Origin of the sequence: uncultured Kocuria sp. (assembly GCF_947500125.1) — a bacterium.
Classification (GTDB): domain Bacteria; phylum Actinomycetota; class Actinomycetes; order Actinomycetales; family Micrococcaceae; genus Kocuria.
Genome location: NZ_CANMRA010000010.1, coordinates 98,750 through 115,079 on the forward strand (window position 1 = coordinate 98,750; position 16,330 = coordinate 115,079).

Sequence of the window (16,330 nt, forward strand, 5' to 3'; positions counted from 1 at the left end):
CCGCGCGAGCCCCGGTCCTGTGCGAGCTCTAGTCCCGCGGACCGGGTCCGCGACCGTCGCGCCGGCGCAGCTGCTCGGAGAGCTCCGCCACCTGGGCCCGCAGCGCCGACACCTCCGCGGAGAGGTCACGGCCCGCGCGGACGGCCACCGCCTCCACCAGCCAGGAGGCCAGCAGGGCCGTGACCAGGCCCAGCACCGCCACCCCGGCCAGCATCAGGACCACCGCGACACCGCGCCCCAGGACAGTGACCGGGTACAGGTCCCCGTAGCCCACCGTGCTCATGGTCGTCACCGTCCACCAGACGGCCTCCCCGAAGCTCGTGATGCTCGCCCCGGGGGCGCCCCGCTCCGCGTCCAGCACGGCCAGCGACCCGACCAGCCCGAGCAGGAGCGCCCCGCCGGCCAGGTGCACGGCCACCCGCCCCCGCAGATCCGCCGAGGCCCGGCGGTTGACGACGAGCACGAGGGCGACCAGCCGCAGCAGCTCCAGCTGCCGGAACACCGGGAAGATCAGCACCACCAGGTCCAGCAGATGGCGGGCGACGAACGCCCGCCGGTCCTCCGCCCCCAGCAGGCGCACCACGTAGTCCACGACGAACAGCGCCCACACCGTCCCCAGCACCACCCGGCACGCCAGCACCACCCGGGGGTCCAGCCCCGGGTCGAGGACGGGCCACGCCCACGCCAGCAGGAAGACGACGGCGGCCGCGGTCAGCACCCGGCCGGACACCCGTTCCCCGCGACCCCGCCTCATGCCACGATCATGACCCCACCGCCCGGCGCCACGCCACCACATGTCGCCCGGACGTGGGAAGCTGGAGACCACCCCACCCCAGCACGCGGCCCCTCCCGGCCGCCACCACAGGAGGACGCGGCCATGACCCCACCGAGGCGCCCCGCACCCACCGCCGGACCCACCTGGCGCGACGTCGAGCCCACCCCGCTCATCCTGCTCACCGGCCCCGAGGACTACCTCGCCGCCCGCGCCCGGGACCGCGTCCGCACCGCCCTCAAGGACCAGCGCGGACCCGTCGAGCTCTCCACCGTCGACGCCGCCGCCTACGCCCCCGGACAGCTCGCCGCGCTCGCCAGCCCCTCCCTGTTCGACGACGCCAAGCTCATCCACGTCACCAATCTCGCGGCCATGAACGACGACTGCCTCGCCGACGGCCTCGCCTACGTCCAGGCCCCCGACCCGGACGTCGTCGTGCTGTGGGAGCACAGCGGCGGCAATCGCGGCAAGAAGCTCCTCGACGCCCTCAAGGCCGCCGGCGCCGCCGTCGTCGAGTGCAAGCCGCTGAAGAACGACCGCGACAAGACCGACTTCATCGTCACCGAGTTCCGCACCCACCGGCGCCGCATCGATCCCGACGCCGCCCGTGCGCTCGCGGCCGCCGTGGGCAGCAGTACGGCGGAGCTGGCCGCCGCGTGCGCCCAGCTGCTCTCCGACGGGCCCGAGAGCATCAGCTTCGACGACGTCGAGAAGTACTACGGCGGGCGCGTGGAGGCCACCGCGTTCAAGGTCGCGGACGCCGCCCTGGCCGGGCGCGCCGAGAGCGCCCTCAAGCTGTGGCGCCAGGCCCTCGACACCGGGGTGGACCCCGTCCCGATGGTCGGGGCGCTGGCCGCCAAACTGCGCACGATCGCCCAGGTGCACGGGACCCGCGGCGGCGCGGGCCAGCTCGCCCAGCGCATCGGGGCGGCCCCGTGGCAGGTGGAGCGGGCGCAGGAGGAGTCCCGGCGCTTCTCGGAGGAGGACCTCGTGCAGGCGCTGCGGGCGCTGGCCGAGGCCGACGCGCAGGTCAAGGGCGAGGGCCGGGCCCCCGCCTACGCGGTGGAACGGGCCATCACCACGATCGCCCTGTCCGGCCGGCGCTGAGCCGGGACGCCGCGGGCACGACGGAGGCCCCGTCCCTGAGCGGGACGGGGCCTCCGTGCGGCCCGCCGGTGCGGCGGGCGCGGTTCGCGGGGAACCGGGATCAGATCTTGGCGACCAGCTTGGCCAGACCGGACTTCTTGTTGGCCGCGTTGTTCTTGTGCAGGACGCCCTTGCTGACGGCCTTGTCGAGCTTGCGGGAGACGACACGCAGGGCGTCCTGGGCGGTCTCCTTGTCGGAGGCGCCGACGGCCTCGTCGACGCGGCGGACCAGCGTCTTCAGCTCGGACTTGTAGGCGTTGTTGCGCAGACGCGCCTTCTCGTTGGTGAGGTTGCGCTTCTTCTGGGACTTGATGTTGGCCACGTATAACTCCTTGGCGATGGGTGCGGAATTCGGTCAGTGAGGGCAAACAGGACAGTCATGTGACTGAGTGGGAGTGGGGACGCCCGTGTGGCGACCGCCCTGCAGTGCCCGACGACCAGCGCGGACACACAGCAGAAAAGTCTAGCAGACCGCGCCCCGCCGCCGGGCGGACCCGACACGCGCCGCGCCGCGGGGCGGCGCGCTCAGCCGCGCAGACGGTGGAGGCGTCCGGCCACCCGGTCGAAGAGGTGCTCGGGCAGGACCGCGCCCTCGCGCCGGACGTCCGCGGGCAGCACCTGGACCACGCGGTCGAGCTTGACCTCGGAGGGCCGGCCGCGGGAGTCCCACGGTCCCGTCCCGACGTCCACGTAGGCGGGGTCCTGCTCCAGCCCGTTGTTGCGGTCCCGGGAGGTGAGCATCAGGCACAGCAGGTGGTCCCCGGCCCGGTCCACGACCAGCACCGGCCGGTCCTTGCCGCGGCGGTGGTCCTCCTCGAACGGCACCCAGGTCCACACGATCTCGCCGGGATCGGCCTCGCCGTCGGACAGCGGGCGGTAGACGGGCCGGACCGGTCCGGTCCAGTCCCCGGGGTAGGGCCTGGAGAGCCCCTCGGGGCGGCCGTCGCCGGCCCGGGACGGCACGGTGGGCCGGGCGGTGCGGGAGGCGACACGTCCGTGCGGGCGGCGGTGCTCCGGCCGACGCCGTCCGGAGCGCTGGTAGACGTCCACGGCGCGGGCGGCGAGCCGGGCCAGGCCGCCGAGGTTCAGCTTCATGCGCCCACTCTAGCCAGCGGCCGCCCGGCGTCGTCGGGGCCCCGCGGGGCGAAATGGCCCCCCTCGTCCAAACGTGGGAAACTGGACAGTTGAATCCCCGGCGCGGTCCACCCGCCGGTAGCCCCAGGACCTGCCGGAAGCGACGATCTCCCGGAGAAAGGACCGCCCGTGTCACCGCTGGCCGTCAATGCCCCGGTTCCCGCCTCGACCGACCCGTCGATCCTCCGCAACTTCTGCATCATCGCCCACATCGACCACGGGAAGTCCACGCTCGCGGACCGGATGCTGCAGGCCACCGGCGTGGTGACGCCCCGGGAGATGAAGGCCCAGTACCTGGACCGGATGGACATCGAGCGCGAGCGCGGGATCACCATCAAGTCCCAGGCGGTGCGCATGCCCTGGAACGTGGCGGGCACCGACTACGCCCTGAACATGATCGACACCCCGGGCCACGTCGACTTCACCTACGAGGTCTCCCGCTCCCTGGCCGCGTGCGAGGGGGCCCTGCTGCTGGTGGACGCCGCGCAGGGCATCGAGGCGCAGACCCTGGCCAACCTCTACCTGGCCATGGAGAACGACCTCACGATCATCCCGGTGCTGAACAAGATCGACCTGCCCGCGGCCCAGCCGGAGAAGTACGCCCAGGAGCTGGGCAACCTCATCGGCGTGGACCCCGACGACGTGCTGCGGGTCTCGGGCAAGACCGGTGAGGGCGTGGAGGCGCTCCTGGACCGGATCGTCCGGGAGGTCCCGCCCCCGGAGGGCCGGGCCGACGCGCCGTCGCGGGCCATGATCTTCGACTCCGTCTACGACACCTACCGCGGCGTGGTCACCTACATCCGCGTGGTCGACGGCAAGCTGACCCCGCGCGAGCGGATCCGGATGATGTCCACCGGCGCCCAGCACGAACTGCTGGAGATCGGCGTCATCTCGCCCGAGCCGAAGCCCACGCAGGGACTGGGCGTGGGCGAGGTCGGCTATCTCATCACCGGGGTCAAGGACGTCCGCCAGTCCCGGGTGGGCGACACCGTGACCAACCACCAGCGGCCGGCGGCCGAGAACCTGGGCGGCTACGAGGACCCCAAGCCCATGGTCTTCTCGGGGCTGTTCCCCATCGACGGCTCCGACTACCCGGTGCTGCGCGACGCCCTCGACAAGCTGCAGCTCAACGACGCCGCCCTGGTCTACGAGCCCGAGAACTCCGCGGCCCTGGGCTTCGGCTTCCGCTGCGGGTTCCTGGGCCTGCTCCACCTGGAGATCACCCGGGACCGGCTGGAGCGGGAGTTCGACCTCGACCTGATCTCCACGGCGCCCTCCGTGAGCTACAACGTCACCCTCGAGGACCACTCCGAGCGCGTGGTCACCAACCCGTCCGAGTTCCCCGAGGGGAAGATCGCCGAGATCCGCGAGCCCATGGTCGCCGCGACGGTGCTGGCGCCGTCCGAGTTCATCGGCGCGATCATGGAGCTGTGCCAGTCCAAGCGCGGTCAGCTCAAGGGCATGGACTACCTCTCCGAGGACCGGGTGGAGCTGCGCTACCGGCTGCCCCTGGCCGAGATCGTCTTCGACTTCTTCGACCAGCTGAAGTCGCGCACCAAGGGCTACGCGTCCCTGGACTGGAAGGCCGAGGGGGAGGAGGCCGCCGACCTCGTCAAGGTGGACATCCTCCTGCAGGGCGAGCCGGTGGACGCCTTCAGCGCGATCACCCACCGGGACAAGGCCTACGCCTACGGGGTGATGATGACCGGGAAGCTGCGCGAGCTCATCCCGCGCCAGCAGTTCGAGGTCCCCATCCAGGCGGCCATCGGCTCCCGGGTGATCGCCCGCGAGAACATCCGGGCGATCCGCAAGGACGTGCTCTCCAAGTGCTACGGCGGCGACATCTCGCGCAAGCGCAAGCTGCTCGAGAAGCAGAAGGAGGGCAAGAAGCGGATGAAGATGGTGGGCCGCGTGGAGGTCCCCCAGGAGGCGTTCGTCGCGGCGCTGTCCTCCGACGAGGCCGGGGCGAAGGACAAGAAGAAGTAGTGGCCCCCGCACAGCCGGAGGGCCTGCCCGGCCCCCTCGACGGCCTGCTGCCGGCCTCCGCCGCGGCGGGCTCCGCCGAGCGCACGCTCAGCCTCTACGTGCACGTGCCGTTCTGCGCGGTCCGGTGCGGGTACTGCGACTTCAACACCTACACGGCCGTGGAGCTGGGCCCCGGGGTGTCCCAGGACGCCTACGCCGGCGACGCCGCGGCGGAGGTCCGCTGGGCGCGCCGGGTGCTGGAGGACTCCGGCGCGGCCCCCCGCCCGCTGCACAGCGTGTTCTTCGGCGGCGGCACCCCCACCCTGCTGCCCGCCGAGGACCTCGCCGCGATCCTGGCCCAGGCCCGGGAGAGCTTCGGGCTCGCCGACGGCGCGGAGGTGACCACCGAGGCCAATCCGGACTCCGTGACGCCCGAGTCCCTCGCGGTGCTCGCGGCGGCCGGGGTGACCCGGGTGTCCTTCGGGATGCAGTCGGCCGTCCCGCACGTGCTCGCCGTCCTGGACCGCACGCACGACCCGGACAACGTGCCGCGCGCCGTCCGGTGGGCGCGCGAGGCGGGCCTGGGCGTCAGTGTGGACCTCATCTACGGCACCCCGGGGGAGTCCCTGGCCGACTGGGAGCGCTCCGTGCGCACGGCCGTGGGCTACGAGCCGGACCACGTCTCCGCGTACTCGCTGATCATCGAGGACGGCACGAGACTCGCGGCGCGGATGCGGCGCGGGGAGGTCCCGCCGATCGACGAGGACGACCAGGCCGACAAGTACGAGCTCGCGGACCGGGTCCTCGGGGAGGCCGGCTTCGAGTGGTACGAGGTGAGCAACTGGGCCCGGCCCGCCGGCGGCGCGGACGCCGGGGCCCACCGCAGCCGGCACAACCTCGCGTACTGGCGCAACCAGGACTGGTGGGGGATCGGCCCCGGCGCGCACTCGCACGTGGGCGGGACCCGTTGGTGGAACCTCAAGCACCCCGTGCCCTACACGAACCGGGTGCGCGCGGGGCAGTCGCCCGCGGCCGGGCGCGAGAACCTCGACGAGGGCACCCGGCACCTCGAGCGGGTGATGCTGGAGGCCCGGATCCGCGACGGGCTGCCCACGGCCGCCCTGGCCGAGGACGGGCGCGCCGCGGTGGCCGGGCTGATCGCCGACGGGCTGGTGGAGCCCGCGGCGGCGCTGCGCGGCTCGGTGGTGCTGACCCTGCGGGGCCGGCTCCTCGGCGACGCCGTGGTGCGGCGGCTGCTCGCCTGACCACGGGCCCCGGAGCGGGGACGGCGGAGGAGCAGCGCCCCGGCACGGGGAACGGTGTCAGCCGCGCTGGGCGCGCTCCCGGGACCGCTCGCGGAGCTTCTCGGCGAGCCGGTCGTAGAGCCGGGCGTTGAAGCGGTACTGGTGCGGCTCACCGCGGTTGACGCGGACCCCGCCGATCAGGGAGCCGACGGCGAGCAGCAGCCACGCGGCGGTGGCCGCGAGCGCGAAGAACCAGCCGATGAACGGCACCGGTGCGAGCAGGATCCCCGCCACCACCACCAGGGTCGGCAGCAGGGTGAAGTTCATGGCCTCCATGGACTCCTGCTCCGTGAAGGGCCCCCGGCCGCGGAAGACGCGGTGGACGAGGAACGACGGGACGAAGCCGATGACTCCGCCGAAGTGCGCCAGGGTCGCCCACTGGTGGTCCTCGGTGACGGTCAGCGGCTGGGCCACGGGGGAGAGGCCCTCGAACGGGGCCCCGGCGTTCTCGCGGCTCGATCGGGGGTCGGTCTGCACGGGCACGGAAGTCCTTCGGCGGTGGGACCGCGGCGGAGCCGCGGCCGGTGGGTGGGACACCACCATCCTACCGACCGGTCCGGACGGCGGCGGATCGCGCCCGCGCACGTGTGCCTTTGTGACGCCGGACCGGGTGCGCGGGGGCCGGCGGAGCCCGCCGGATCAGGCCCCGGGGGCCGTGAGGAAGTCGATGAGCTCCTCGACCCGGCCCAGCAGGGACGGCTCCAGATCGGCGTAGCTGTCCACGCGGGAGAGGATGTGCTGCCAGGCCCGCCCCAGGTCCCCGGGGGTGCGGTGCGGCCAGCCGAGGGCGGCGGCGGTGCCGGTCTTCCAGTCGGTGCCCCGCGGGACCACGGGCCAGGCGTCGACGCCGAGCGTGCGCGGCTTGACCGCCTGCCAGATGTCGACGTACGGGTGGCCCAGCACCAGGACGTTGCCCGCGGCGCCGGGCAGGCGCATGGTCTCGGCCGCGATCCGGGACTCCTTGGAGCCGGCCACGAGGTGGTCCACGAGGATCCCGAGCCGCCGCCCGGGCCCCGGGCCGAACTCCCGCACGGCGGCGGGCAGGTCGTCGATGCCGTGCAGCGGCTCCACGACGATGCCCTCCACAGCCAGGTCGTGGCCCCACACCTTGGCCACGAGCTCGGCGTCGTGGTAGCCCTCGACCCAGACGCGGGAGGCCTTCGCGGTGCTCGCGCGCAGCCCCTCGACGGCCACGGACCCCGACCGCGTGCGGGCCGGCCGCTTCGCCGCCGGGGCCCGGCGGGGCTCGACGACGACCACGGGCTCGCCCTCGAGCAGGAAGCCCGGCCCCAGGGGGAACGCCTTGACCCGCCCTCTCCGGTCCTCCAGGCCCATCACGCGCATGCCGCCGATGGTCTCCAGGGACACGACCGCGCCCACCCAGCCGGTCGTGACGTCCTCCAGGAGCATCCCGGGGGCGACCGGGACCTCCGCGGAGACCGGCCGGCGGCGGGCGAGGGCGTCGTCGTCGAGGCTGCGCGGCCCCCAGCCGTGGTCGCTCATGGTCGTCCTCCCGGGTCGCCGTGCCGCGCGTCCGGCGCGGATCAGCCGGAAGCGTACCAAACCGAGGGCGGCGGACCGGCCGTCGGACACGGGGGCTACACTGGACGGCGTTAGCACTGTGGCCGCCCGAGTGCCAGGGAGGCCGGGCGGCGAGAACTCACCCGGGAGGAGCGACGTGAACCATCCGAGACGACTGCAGATCCTGCAGGCCATCGTGGAGGACTACGTGCACTTCCGGGAGCCCGTGGGCTCCAAGGCCCTGGTGGACCGGTACCGGCTCGGCGTCTCCTCGGCCACCGTGCGCAACGACATGGCCGCGCTCGAGGAGGAGGGCCTGATCACGGCCCCCCACACGAGCTCGGGCCGGATCCCCACGGACAAGGGCTACCGCACGTTCGTCGACCAGATCGCGGCCGTCAAGCCGCTCTCAGGCCCGGAACGGCGGGCCATCCAGCGGCTGCTCGACGACGCCGCGGACATCGACGACGTCATGGAGCGCACCGTGCGGCTGCTCGCGCAGCTCACCCAGCAGGTCGCGGTCGTGCAGTACCCGCACGCGTCCGGGGTGACCGTGCGTCACGTCGAGGTCGTGGACCTCGGGGCCGGACGGGTGCTCGTGGTGCTCATCCCGACCAACGGCCGGGTGGCCCAGCGCGTGGCCGTGCTGCGGTCGCCCCTCGAGGAGTCCCAGCTGCTCGAGCTGCGCGCCCGGGTGCTGGCCGCCGTCGTCGGACGCTCCCTGACCGCGGTGCCGGACGCCCTCGCGGTGATGGTGGCGGGCACCGCCCCGCCGCTCCAGCCGGCCGCGGCGGCCGTGGGGGAGGCCGTCGGCGCCCTCGCGGCGGGCGGGGCCGAGCACCGCATGGTCATGGCCGGCACCGCCAACCTCGCCCGCGCCACGGGTGACTTCCACCTGAGCATCGGCCCGGTCCTCGAGGCCCTCGAGGAGCAGGTGGTGATGCTCCGGCTGCTCTCCGAGATGGAGCAGGACGCCCGCGGCGTCGCCGTGCGGATCGGCACGGAGAACGCCGAGGGCCCCCTGTCCGAGGCCGCGGTCGTGGCCACCGGCTACGGGCCGCAGTCGAAGGTGGGGGTCGTGGGCCCGATGCGCATGGACTACCCGTCCACGATGGCCGCCGTGCGCGCCGTCGCCCGCTACCTCTCCCGTATCCTCGGGGGCTGAGCCCCCACGGGCCCCGTCCCCCGGGGCCCTCCAGCGAAACCCACCACAGACCTCTCGACAGAACGGACCACGGTGAGCGATCACTACGAGACCCTGGGCGTGTCCCGGGACGCCAGCCAGGAAGAGATCAAGAAGGCCTACCGCAAAAAGGCCCGCCGGCTGCACCCCGACGTCAACCCCGGCCCCGAGGCCGCCGAGGACTTCAAGCGCCTCTCCCACGCCAACGACGTCCTCTCCGACCCCGAGAAGCGCCGCGTCTACGACGCCACCGGCAACGAGAACGGCACCGACACCGGGTTCGGCGGGGGCTTCCCCGGCTCGGGCTTCGGCTTCGCCGACATCTTCGACACGTTCTTCCAGGGCGCCGGCGGCGCCGGCTCCGGCCGGCGCGGTCCCGCGTCCCGCACCCGGCAGGGCCAGGACGCCCTGATCAACGTCCGGGTCTCCCTCCAGGACGCGGTCTTCGGGACCGAGAAGAAGATCACCGTGGACACTGCCGTGGTCTGCCCCACCTGCGAGGGCAGCTGCTGCCAGGCGGGGACCCAGCCCCAGACCTGCGACGTCTGCCACGGGTCCGGCCAGGTCCAGCGCCAGGTCCAGTCGATCCTCGGCACCGTGGTCACGGCGGCGCCGTGCGCCACCTGCCAGGGCTTCGGGACCGTCATCAAGCACCCCTGCCACGAGTGCTACGGCGAGGGCCGCGTGCGCGACCGCCGTCCGCTGACCGTCAAGATCCCCGCCGGCGTCTCGACCGGCAACCGGATCCGCCTCTCCGGCCAGGGCGAGGCCGGCACCGCCGGCGGGCCCAACGGCGACCTCTACGTCGAGCTCAAGGTCGACCCCGACCCCACGTTCGAGCGCCAGGGCGACGACCTGCACGCCCGCGTCCGGGTGCCCATGACCTCCGCGGCCCTCGGCACCACCGTGACCCTCGAGACCTTCGACGGCGAGCGCGAGGTGCCCGTGGCCCCCGGCACGCAGACCGGCCACACCGTGACCCTGCACGAGCTCGGGGCCACCCGGCTGCGCGGCGGCGGCCGGGGCGAGCTGTTCGTCCACCTCGAGGTCGAGACCCCCACAGCACTCGACGACGAGCAGCGCGAGCTGCTCGAGCAGCTGTCCCGGCTGCGCGGCGAGGACCAGTCCACCGGCACGACCCTGAACTCCCCGGCCGGCTCCGGCAGCTTCTTCTCCCGGCTCCGGGACAGGTTCTCCGACCTGTGAGCCTGCCGGTCTTCAAGGTCGAGCCGGGCCGGCTCGCCGGCCTCGGCCCCGGCGCGGCGCTCACCGTCACCGGCCCGGAGGCCCGGCACGCCGTCACCGTGCGCCGTCTCGCGCCCGGCGAGCGCCTCGAGCTCGTCGACGGCGCGGGGGCCCGGGCCACCGGGGAGCTGCGCGCGGCGGACCGCGACAGCATGGAGGTCGGCGTCGTCTCGGTGACCACCGAACCCGTCCGCACGCCCCGGCTCGTCCTCGCCCAGGCCCTCGCGAAGGGCGACCGGGACCTGCTGGCCGTGGAGACGGCCACCGAGCTGGGCGTCGACGCCGTGGTGCCCTGGCAGGCGGACCGCTCGATCGTGCGGTGGAAGAAGGAGCGCGCCGCCAAGAGCCACGAGAAGTGGGTCCACACCGCCGCGGCCGCCGCGAAGCAGTCCCGCCGGGCGGCCTGGCCCCAGGTGCTGCCCCTGTGCAGCACCCGGGAGCTGGCCCGCCTGCTGGGGGAGCCGGGGACCCGGGGCCTCGTCCTGCACGAGGAGGCGAGCGAGCCCCTCGCCGAGCTGACCGGCGTCCCCGGGGCGCCGTGGGAGGGCGCCGAGCGGATCGTCCTGGTGGTGGGCCCCGAAGGGGGCATCGCCCCCGCGGAGCTCGACGTCCTGGCCGGTGCAGGGGCCCTCGCGGTCCGGCTCGGCCCGGAGGTGCTGCGCAGCTCGACCGCCGGCCCGGCCGCGCTGGCGGTGCTCAGCGCGGGCCTCGGCCGCTGGTCGTCCGGACCGCGCTGAGCCGGGCCCGTCCGGGCCGGCGGCGCCGGGCGGTTCAGCCGGGCAGGACCTCCACGTCCTTGTCGTCGCGCACGGTCCCGCCCTCGGCGTCCCGGCCGACGACCGTCACCACGTAGTCGCCCGGCTCCAGCTCGAGCTCCGCCCGGAACCCGGTGGTCCCGTCGCTGCGCGGGACGACGGCCGCCGCACCGCTCGAGACGCGCTCCCCGTCCGGAGCGGCCACGGTCCACCGCCCGCCCCGGACCCCGTCCAGCGCCCGGCCCGAGACGGTGAGGGACCCCTCGGAGCGTGCGTCCTGCCGCGGTTCGTCGAGCCAGATCGGCGCCTCCACTCCCTCGTCGGGACGCAGCGGGGCATCGAGGCGCACGGACCCGAAGACCTCCTCGTCGGGACGCCCGTCCACGAGCACCACCACCTCGGCCTCGGAGCCCTCGGGCAGCAGGCCCGCCGTCCCGGCGGCGGCGGTCACCGTGTGCGCGAGCTGCTGGAGGGCCAGCCGGGCCTCGCGCTCGTCCAGTCCCGGGCGGAAGGCCTCGGACGGCAGGTCCACCGTGATGGTCCCCTCCGGGGACGTCGAGGCGCCCACCCGGTCCACCGGGGACCAGAGCGTCCGGTAGTCCGGGTCCTCCGGGCTCGCCGCCGTCATCAGCGCCGCCGCCGCCGCGATGGGGTCCACGGCCGCGGCCGCCTCCGAGGCGTCCCGGAACTCCCGGAACAGCCGCTCCTCGCCGGCCACACGGCCCACCCAGTAGACGGGCAGCTTCGTGGTGGCCACCGTCCCGTCGGCGGTGCTCGTCGCGGCGGGCGCGGCCGGCGCCGTGCCCGACGCGGGGACCGCGCCGTCGAGGGAGCTCCCCGGACCGGCGGCGCACGCGCCGAGGACGAGGACGCCCACGGCGGACAGCGCGAGCACGGGGAGCCGGCCGCGGGCGGGCGAGTGCCGGGAACGGGCAGTGGACATGGGGGGACGCGCACCTCGGCTTTCCGGGATCTGCTGGGGGCGGTGCCGGCACCGGGGGGAGGCCGCACCTGTCCCCCTGCCGGAGGACCGGACCATTCCAGCACAGCGGCCGGTGGCGCCCCCAGCCGAGGAGGCCCGGCGGCCGTGACCGATACCAAATCGGAATGTGGGCCTCCGCGCCCTTCGGCGCCGGAACCGCGCGGTACCCTGGACGGAGGACGAGCACCGTCCGCCGACCCTTCCACGGCAACCCACTTGAGAGCGAGAGCACGGCCCGCGCGGCCGGACCCATGACTGAGACGCTGCCCGGCACCACGCACCCACTGACGGCCCGCACCGTCATCACCTTCCCCGACCGCGAGACGATGGTCCGCTGCCTCGGATCCGGGGACGACACCCTGCGCCAGGTGGAGACGGCGTTCCCGGGCCTCGCGACCAGCCCGCGCGGTCTCGAGCTCGGCATCGAGGGCCCGAGCGGGCCCGTGCAGATCGCCGCCACCCTCTTCGACGAGCTCAAGGTCCTGGCCGGCCGCGAGACCTCGATCACCCCCCAGGTCATCGCCCAGCTGCTCGAGCTGATCGGCCGGGACCTCACCGCCCGGCCCAGCGGCGCCCTGACCCAGAACATCCTCTCGAGCCGCGGCCGCAAGATCCGCCCCAAGACGCTCCACCAGAAGGCCTACGTCGACGCCATCGACGAGCACACCGTGGTCTTCGGCATCGGCCCCGCCGGCACGGGCAAGACCTACCTGGCCATGGCCAAGGCCGTCCAGGCCCTGCAGGCCAAGGAGGTGTCCCGGATCATCCTCACCCGCCCGGCCGTGGAGGCGGGGGAGCGGCTCGGCTTCCTGCCCGGGACGCTCAGCGAGAAGATCGACCCGTACCTGCGCCCGCTCTACGACGCGCTGCACGACATGATGGACCCGGACTCGATCCCGCGCCTCATGGAGGCCGGCACCATCGAGGTGGCTCCGCTCGCCTACATGCGCGGCCGCACCCTCAACGACGCGTTCATCATCCTCGACGAGGCGCAGAACACCACGCCCGAGCAGATGAAGATGTTCCTCACCCGGCTCGGCTTCGGCTCCCGGATGGTCGTCACCGGGGACGTCACCCAGGTGGACCTGCCGGGCAGCGCCGCCTCCGGGCTGCGCCAGGTCCAGCACGTGCTGGGCGGCGTCGAGGACGTCGCGTTCACGGAGATGACCGCGGAGGACGTGGTGCGCCACGAGCTGGTGAGCCGGATCGTCAGCGCCTACGACGCCTTCGACACGACCAACCGGCACCGCAACGAGCGGCGCCGGCGCAAGGACGACGCCCGCGCCGCCCGCGACGCCGCGCCGGCCGGTCCGGACGAGGACGGGGCGGAGGCCTGATGGCCGTCGAGTTCGACCTCCAGGTCGACCCGCAGGACGTCCCCGCCGGGGAGCGCCCGGCCTGGGCCGCGGTCGACGTCGAGCTGCTGGGCCGGCTCGCGGACCACGTCCTGGAGCGGCTGCACGTGCACCCCGAGGCGGAGCTGTCGATCGCGGTCGTGGACGAGGACGAGATGGCGCGCCTGCACGTCGAGTGGATGGACCTGCCCGGCCCCACGGACGTCCTGTCCTTCCCCATGGACGAGCTGCGGCCGGGGACCCCGGAGGAGCCGGCGGAGGGCACCCTGGGGGACATCGTGCTGTGCCCCCCGGTGGCACGCCGGCAGGCCGAGGCCGCCGGGCACTCCGTCGCGGACGAGCTGTGCCTGCTCACCACCCACGGCATCCTGCACCTGCTGGGTCACGACCACGCCGAGCCCGAGGAGCGGCGGGTCATGTTCGCCCTCCAGCGGGACCTGCTGACCGATTTCCTCGGCCGGCCCGCGCCGGTCGAGACCATGGAGTAGCGCCCCATGATGACCACTGCCGTCCTGGTCGTCGCGGCGATCGTGTTCCTGGGCACGGCCTTCGTCCTCACGGCCGCCGAGACGGGCCTCACCTATCTGCCCCGCGCGGACGCCGAGGCCATCTCCCGGGACGCCCCCGACTCCTCCGCCGCGAGGATCCTGGCCACGCCCACGGCGCACCTGCAGGCCCTGCGCTTCTGGAGCGTGTGGTTCGAGACGGCCTCCGCCGTGGCGGTCGCCCTGGCGATGTTCGACGGCCTCGACGACGTCTGGCTGGCCGGTCTGCTGGCCACCGTGGTGATGGCCGCGGTCGGCTTCGTCCTCACCGGGGTCTCGCCCCGCCAGGTCGGGCGCAGCAACGCCGCGGGCACCGTCCGGGCCACCGCCGGCCTCGTGCGCGTGCTGCGGACCGTGCTCGGCCCGGTCCCCGGGATGCTCGTGCGCCTGGGCTCCTCCGTCGCCCGGGACCCGGAGCGCACCGCCCCGGGCTACCTGACCGAGGAGGAGCTGCTCGAGTTCGTGGACCGCTCCACGGGCCAGGCCCTCATCGAGGACAACGAGGCGGAGCTGCTGCACTCGGTCTTCGACCTCGACGACACCAACGTCCGGGCCGTCATGGTGCCCCGCACCGACATGGTCTCCGTCGACGACGACGACACCGTGGACAACGCCCTGAACCTGTTCTTCCGCTCCGGCTACTCCCGCATCCCGGTGATCGGCGAGAGCGCCGACGACGTCCTCGGCATCCTGTACCAGAAGGACCTCGCGGAGCGGGTGCACCGCCTCGGCACCGGGCTGCGCCTCGGGGGGCTCTGCGAGCTCGCCCGGGAGGTGCGCTACGTGCCCGAGTCGAAGAAGGTCAACGAGCTGCTGCGCGAGATGCAGCTCGAGTCGATCCACGTGGCGATCGTCGTCGACGAGTACGGCGGCACCGCCGGGCTCGTGACCCTGGAGGACCTCATCGAGGAGCTGCTCGGGGAGATCGTCGACGAGTACGACCGGGAGAAGCCCGAGGTCGCCGAGCTCGGCGACGGCCGCTACCGCGTCTCCGCCCGGCTCGGCGTCGAGGACCTGGGCGACCTGTTCGGCGTCGACCTCGAGGACGACGAGGTCGACACGGCCGGCGGGCTGCTCGCCAAGTCCATCGGCCGGGTGCCCATCGTGGGCTCCCGCGCCACCGTCGAGGGCATCGTCCTCGAGGCCGTCACCCTGGAGGGCCGGCGCAACCGGGTGGGCCAGCTCGAGGTCCGCCGGGACCCCGAGTGGGTCCCCCCGGGTTCCACCGCCGTGGAGCCCGCCGCCCAGGAGTCCGAGGAGGAGACCCACCACCATGTCTGAGCCCACACCCGCCGTTCCCGCCGCGGCCGGGGAGCCCGCCGCCGGGGAGCACACCCCGTTCCGCGCCGGGTTCGCCGTGCTGGTCGGCCGGCCCAACGCCGGGAAGTCCACGCTCACCAACGCCCTGGTCGGGCAGAAGGTCGCGATCACCTCGAGCCGGCCGCAGACCACCCGGCACACCATCCGGGGCATCGTGCACCGGCCCGAGGGCCAGCTCGTGCTCGTCGACACCCCGGGCCTGCACCGGCCGCGGACCCTGCTCGGCGAGCGGCTCAACGACCTCGTGGCCGACACCCTCGCCGAGGTCGACGTCATCGGCTTCTGCGTGCCCGCCAACGAGAAGATCGGCCCCGGGGACCGGTTCATCGCCCAGCAGCTCGCGGCCTCCGGGAATAAGCCGGTCGTGGCGATCGTGACCAAGACGGACACGGTGTCCCGCGCCGAGCTCGCCGAGCAGCTGCTGGCGGTCACCGAGCTGGGCCGCTCCGTCATGGAGGCCGAGCACCGGGTCCGCGCCGAGCGTGCCGAACGGGCCGCCCGCAAGCCCCGCCACCGCGCCGGAGCCGCGCACGCTCCCCGCCCCGACTCCGGGGACCCGGGCTGGGCCGACGTCATCCCCGTCTCCGCCGTGGACGGCTTCCAGGTCGAAGCCCTCGCGGGACTGCTCATCGGCAGGATGCCGGAGTCCCCGGCCCTGTACCCCGACGGCGAGCTGACCGACGAGCCCGAGATGACGATGGTCGCCGAGCTCGTCCGGGAGGCCGCCCTGGAGGGGGTGCGGGACGAGCTGCCGCACTCCCTCGCGGTCGTGGTCGAGGAGATGGTGCCCCGCGAGGGCCGCCCCGCGGACCGCCCGCTGCTGGACGTGCGCGTCAACGTCTACGTCGAGCGGTCGTCGCAGAAGGCCATCATCATCGGCAAGGGCGGCGCGCGGCTGCGCGAGATCGGCACCCGGTCCCGCACCGCCATCGAGGCGCTCCTGGGCACGAAGGTCTACCTCGACCTGCACGTGAAGATCGCCAAGGAGTGGCAGCGCGACCCCAAGCAGCTCTCCCGCCTGGGCTTCTGAGCCGCGGGCGCACCCCCGACCGTGCCCCCACCCCGCCGCGTCGCCCGCCCCGAGCCCCGGGGCGGGCGACTAC

At 74.0% G+C, this 16,330-nt stretch carries 16 protein-coding genes; 10 read left to right on the forward strand and 6 right to left on the reverse strand.

Translation table 11 applies throughout. From position 1 onward, the window contains the following. Window positions 1-28: 28 nt before the first annotated feature. Window positions 29-754 (reverse strand): potassium channel family protein, encoded by a 726-nt coding sequence (locus tag Q0817_RS08855; RefSeq protein WP_298585900.1) that lies wholly within the window; start codon window positions 752-754, stop codon window positions 29-31. Window positions 755-877: 123 nt separating this feature from the next. Here Q0817_RS08855 and holA point away from each other — a divergent pair, with 123 nt between their 5' ends. Beyond that, complete coding sequence (gene holA / locus Q0817_RS08860) at window positions 878-1,879, forward strand: DNA polymerase III subunit delta (protein WP_298585903.1); 1,002 nt, start codon at window positions 878-880, stop codon at window positions 1,877-1,879. A 100-nt stretch (window positions 1,880-1,979) separates the two neighbouring features. Here holA and rpsT read toward each other — a convergent pair whose 3' ends face one another. Together rpsT and Q0817_RS08870 are read right to left on the reverse strand one after the other, a co-directional pair. Continuing rightward, entirely contained in the window at window positions 1,980-2,240 is a 261-nt protein-coding gene (gene rpsT, locus Q0817_RS08865) for a 30S ribosomal protein S20 (protein ID WP_058873591.1), read from the reverse strand. Between the two features lie 203 nt (window positions 2,241-2,443). Beyond that, window positions 2,444-3,013 (reverse strand): type II toxin-antitoxin system PemK/MazF family toxin, encoded by a 570-nt coding sequence (locus Q0817_RS08870; RefSeq protein ID WP_298585913.1) that lies wholly within the window; start codon window positions 3,011-3,013, stop codon window positions 2,444-2,446. A 168-nt stretch (window positions 3,014-3,181) separates the two neighbouring features. Between Q0817_RS08870 and lepA the strand changes: the two genes are divergently transcribed. Beyond that, window positions 3,182-5,038, forward strand: a complete 1,857-nt coding sequence (lepA, locus tag Q0817_RS08875; RefSeq protein WP_298585917.1) for a translation elongation factor 4 — start codon at window positions 3,182-3,184, stop codon at window positions 5,036-5,038. Next, on the forward strand, window positions 5,038-6,282 hold the full coding sequence (hemW, locus tag Q0817_RS08880; protein ID WP_298585920.1) for a radical SAM family heme chaperone HemW: 1,245 nt from the start codon (window positions 5,038-5,040) through the stop codon (window positions 6,280-6,282). The genes lepA and hemW overlap by 1 nt, the downstream gene beginning before the upstream one ends. A gap of 57 nt (window positions 6,283-6,339) precedes the next feature. Here hemW and Q0817_RS08885 read toward each other — a convergent pair whose 3' ends face one another. Continuing rightward, window positions 6,340-6,804: a DUF4870 domain-containing protein gene (locus Q0817_RS08885; RefSeq protein WP_298585923.1), complete on the reverse strand. Its 465-nt coding sequence runs from the start codon at window positions 6,802-6,804 to the stop codon at window positions 6,340-6,342. Window positions 6,805-6,960: 156 nt separating this feature from the next. Then, a complete protein-coding gene (locus tag Q0817_RS08890) occupies window positions 6,961-7,824 on the reverse strand; it encodes a DUF3097 domain-containing protein (protein WP_298585926.1) in 864 nt (287 codons plus the stop codon). Between the two features lie 175 nt (window positions 7,825-7,999). On the opposite strand from Q0817_RS08890, the gene hrcA reads away from it, so the two are divergent. The 3 genes from hrcA (at window position 8,000) to Q0817_RS08905 (ending at window position 11,007) form a co-directional block, all read left to right on the forward strand. After that, window positions 8,000-9,007 (forward strand): heat-inducible transcriptional repressor HrcA, encoded by a 1,008-nt coding sequence (hrcA, locus tag Q0817_RS08895; protein WP_298585929.1) that lies wholly within the window; start codon window positions 8,000-8,002, stop codon window positions 9,005-9,007. Window positions 9,008-9,079: 72 nt separating this feature from the next. Next, window positions 9,080-10,231: a molecular chaperone DnaJ gene (gene dnaJ, locus Q0817_RS08900; protein WP_298585932.1), complete on the forward strand. Its 1,152-nt coding sequence runs from the start codon at window positions 9,080-9,082 to the stop codon at window positions 10,229-10,231. After that, entirely contained in the window at window positions 10,228-11,007 is a 780-nt protein-coding gene (locus tag Q0817_RS08905; protein WP_298585935.1) for a 16S rRNA (uracil(1498)-N(3))-methyltransferase, read from the forward strand. The genes dnaJ and Q0817_RS08905 overlap by 4 nt, the downstream gene beginning before the upstream one ends. Before the next feature lie 34 nt (window positions 11,008-11,041). Here the strand turns inward: Q0817_RS08905 and Q0817_RS08910 are convergent, their stop codons facing one another. Then, window positions 11,042-11,968, reverse strand: a complete 927-nt coding sequence (locus Q0817_RS08910; protein WP_298585938.1) for a GerMN domain-containing protein — start codon at window positions 11,966-11,968, stop codon at window positions 11,042-11,044. Between the two features lie 290 nt (window positions 11,969-12,258). Between Q0817_RS08910 and Q0817_RS08915 the strand changes: the two genes are divergently transcribed. From Q0817_RS08915 to Q0817_RS08930, 4 genes are read left to right on the forward strand one after another with little or no spacing between them, the layout of a single operon-like run. Next, window positions 12,259-13,344, forward strand: coding sequence for a PhoH family protein (locus Q0817_RS08915; protein ID WP_298585942.1), 1,086 nt, complete (start codon window positions 12,259-12,261; stop codon window positions 13,342-13,344). Then, complete coding sequence (ybeY, locus tag Q0817_RS08920) at window positions 13,344-13,850, forward strand: rRNA maturation RNase YbeY (RefSeq protein ID WP_298585945.1); 507 nt, start codon at window positions 13,344-13,346, stop codon at window positions 13,848-13,850. The genes Q0817_RS08915 and ybeY overlap by 1 nt, the downstream gene beginning before the upstream one ends. Before the next feature lie 6 nt (window positions 13,851-13,856). Then, on the forward strand, window positions 13,857-15,188 hold the full coding sequence (locus Q0817_RS08925) for a hemolysin family protein (protein WP_298585949.1): 1,332 nt from the start codon (window positions 13,857-13,859) through the stop codon (window positions 15,186-15,188). Then, on the forward strand, window positions 15,181-16,257 hold the full coding sequence (locus tag Q0817_RS08930) for a GTPase Era (RefSeq protein WP_298585953.1): 1,077 nt from the start codon (window positions 15,181-15,183) through the stop codon (window positions 16,255-16,257). The genes Q0817_RS08925 and Q0817_RS08930 overlap by 8 nt, the downstream gene beginning before the upstream one ends. Window positions 16,258-16,330: the final 73 nt, after the last annotated feature.